Genomic DNA, 3251 nt, shown 5'->3' with positions numbered 1-3251 from the left:
AAGCCGACAAATCTGCGTCCCTTACTCCGCCAACTGGCGATAACCGAGACCGTTGGCAACAATCTAAAACCAAAAAAATGAGAAACAAATTACTTCTACTACTATTATTATTAATCAACACATTCAATGCATTTTCACAAAAATTATATGATGCAGTAGATAAAGGGAAAGTCGAAAAAGTTAAAACTTTATTAGATAAAGGTGAAGACCCAAATGAATATAACAAGAATGGTTTATTTCCTTTATGGAGGGCAACAGCGGATAATAATTATGAAATTTCAGAATTATTGATTCAAAATGGGGCAAACGTGAATCAAGAAAATAAAGTTCCTCCTGCTCAATCTACACCTATTGAACTTCCATGTCAAGAAGGATATTTTGAAATAATAAAATTGTTAGTTGAAAATGGCGCAGATGTAAATTTCGAGGGATATCGAGATTTTACACCAATCAGAATAGCTGCAAGAAATGGACATTTAGAAATTGTTAAATATTTAGCTGCTAATGGAGCAGAGATTGACAAACGCGCAATGGATGGAGCTACTCCACTAGAGCATGCAGCTTCCAAAGGACATTTTGAAATAGTTAAATTTTTGACAGAAAAAGGAGCAAATGTTAATAATAAAGACACAGAAGATGACTTTCCAATTGGAGAGGCTGCTAAATATGGCTACATAAAAATCTTAGAGTTCCTAATAGAAAATGGAGCAGATTTGACTTTAAAAAATGGCGAAGGTAAAACTGCGTATGATTTAGCTAAAGAAAGAGGTCAAAAAAAAGCTGCCGAATTAATTGAAGAATATATGTAATACTTAGACTGTTGCCAACAACGGTTCATCGCCAATAGACGGCAGCGTTAGTAAGAAAACAATTATCTTGACCAACAAACCAATACTAAGCCGACAAATCCGCGTCCCTTACTCCGCCAACTGGCGATAACCGAGACCGTTAGCTTTAATAGCTCCGATTCGATTATTAACTGAGAAAGTTGATAAAGAAGAAAGTTTCGTTTTGCTTACTCGTACGGCGGAGCGCAATAAGTGCAGAAAAATGGGATTTCAGAGCTGCTTTCGGTAAAACTATATCATTGAAATTCTCACTTCTAAATTTTAATGTGGACTAAGAAGATTGAGTTGAGACTTATTATTGTGGCTGAGTTTCTAAAAAGAGATTCGGACTAAGAAGACTATTTGAAGGCTCACTATGACGGTTGACTTTGAAAAGAAAATATCGGACTCAAATTTGAGATTTAGATAAAAGAAGCAGTGACTTTTAAAACAAATAAAACCGAGTAAAGTGGAGTAGGAGCGGACCAATTGAGATGTGTCGCAACATAAAGCTAACATCGGTTATCACAAATAGCGGTAGCTGACTAAATTTTAGTAATTTGGGTTATCAATAAAGTAAATTTTTAAGCGGACTAATTTCCGGTCATTACTCCGCCACTTGTGTTAACCAAGACCGTTAGTAGCAAGGCTTTTTAAAAAAAATAGATGATAAAAAATAGAAACCGATAATAGTTCTAAAATAATTAAGGCTATAATTAAAATTGAGGATTTTGAAACACAAATAGAAGCCAAAGTCGCTACAATTTTTAATAAAAATAACGAGAATAATTTAGGATACATTTTAGAGAATTATCGACACAAAAAAGAAATAGATTCAACAGAAGCTAGCAATTACTTCGATAGAAAAGAAGAAATTCTGATTAATACAACAAAAAAATATTCTCAACCATTTGAAAATTTTCAACCAGATTGTATTATTACGATTTATCCCAGAGATCCAAAAAGAAAACAATTGCTCACAGAGTTTGAGAAGTTAATGACATCTGAATTAGAAGAAATTAAAAAAATCAATTTCTCAGAAAAATTCTATAAAATTGATGATCAAAAATCTATCAAGAAAAATAATCTAAATAGCGATGACTTTAATTTAGATATTGAATCACATAACTTTAAAAATGTTTTAATCTTAGATGATGTTATCGATGAGGGAAAAACTCTAGAAATTTTAGTTCAAAAGCTATATGAAAATAACTTGATTATGGGTGAAACTAATATCAAAATTGGCTGTCTATACAACCGAGCTAAGGGAAATACACATAAAAAACAAATTGATGTTATGGAGTGGTTTAAACAAAATCAAGGAGAAAAGCCCAGCAACTAACATCGGTTAAGCGCAAATAGCGGGCAATTAGGTGAAAAGTATTATTTTAGAGACCAAATAACAAACAACTAAGCCGACAAGAACGTGTTCCCTACTCCACACTACTTGCCTTAACCAAGACCGTTGTACGCAAGTTTCCAAGAAAGATATTTTTAATTTATGAAAAAAATATTTCTGATTATAACATTGATAATGACTTCAAATATTTATTCTCAAAATACTTTGGATCAAACAACTCAGCGTTTAAAAGAATTAAATTCAGTTCAAGAAATACTAAATCTTAAAAAGACAAAATTTAAAGATTTTGGAATCATTACAACATTTACTGAATTAGACCGAAAAATAGATTTTGGTTATAAACATTATCGAATATTAGTAATGCCAAATTCAGGATCGGAATTGAAGATTAATTTCGTCTCAAAGGATGACGAAATTATTATAGGCTGGGTTTCAGAATATAGTTCAAATAAAGGAGTTTTAGAAAATCAGATATTTAAAGCGGATAAATCTTTCAATAAATATTATATAAAAAAACATAATGACTTTTATAACTCTAATTTGACAATAGAAGATTTTGAAGAACAAATTATACAGGAAGCTGTCGTGGGTTTCGGTTGCGGCGAAGTTGGACTCGATATTCCTAAAGAATCAAAAGCGATGTTTCGTTGGGAAAAAAATGGTAGAATAAATAAACTAAATGATTATCTAAAATCATTTTCTCCAGAGTTACAAACACTAGGAGCAATCGGATTATTAAAAATTAATGATCTTTCAAAAGAACAAACGAAGATCATTAATCACTTAAAAATGAGAAATTCTGTTATAATGAGTTGTTCTGGTTGCTTATATGGTTTGAATGATACATTCAACGATCTAATAGAAAGTTATGAGTAAGAAACCAGCGTACAACAGCGGTTCATCGCAAATAACGGGTAATTGCGTAAAAAGTGTAATTTTAGAAACCAAGAAACAAATTGGTAATCCGACAAGTCCGCGTCCCTACTCCCGCAACTTGCGATAACCGCAAACCGTTGTGGTTAATATTTATATGAAGAAACTAACTAAAATGCTTACAATTAAAA

General features: G+C 31.9%; 3 protein-coding genes. All 3 read left to right on the top strand.

Annotated elements, in window-relative coordinates; translation table 11 throughout:
* The coding region (locus L1I30_RS00060; protein WP_236132215.1) for an ankyrin repeat domain-containing protein at positions 1-809 on the top strand (809 nt) is incomplete at its 5' end.
* 991 nt (positions 810-1800) lie between these two features.
* Positions 1801-2169: a phosphoribosyltransferase gene (locus tag L1I30_RS00055; RefSeq protein ID WP_236132214.1), complete on the top strand. Its 369-nt coding sequence runs from the start codon at positions 1801-1803 to the stop codon at positions 2167-2169.
* Positions 2170-2361: 192 nt separating this feature from the next.
* Positions 2362-3063: a hypothetical protein gene (locus L1I30_RS00050; protein ID WP_236132213.1), complete on the top strand. Its 702-nt coding sequence runs from the start codon at positions 2362-2364 to the stop codon at positions 3061-3063.
* Positions 3064-3251: the final 188 nt, after the last annotated feature.

This window comes from Gillisia lutea (genome assembly GCF_021568705.1).
Lineage (GTDB): Bacteria > Bacteroidota > Bacteroidia > Flavobacteriales > Flavobacteriaceae > Gillisia > Gillisia lutea.
This window is presented reverse-complemented; position numbering and strand designations above follow the sequence as displayed.

What these genes read in the sequence shown, in the direction of transcription:
- L1I30_RS00050 (WP_236132213.1), top strand. Translation starts at nt 2,362, where the DNA reads ATGACTTCAAATATTTATTCTCAAAATACTTTGGATCAAACAACTCAG.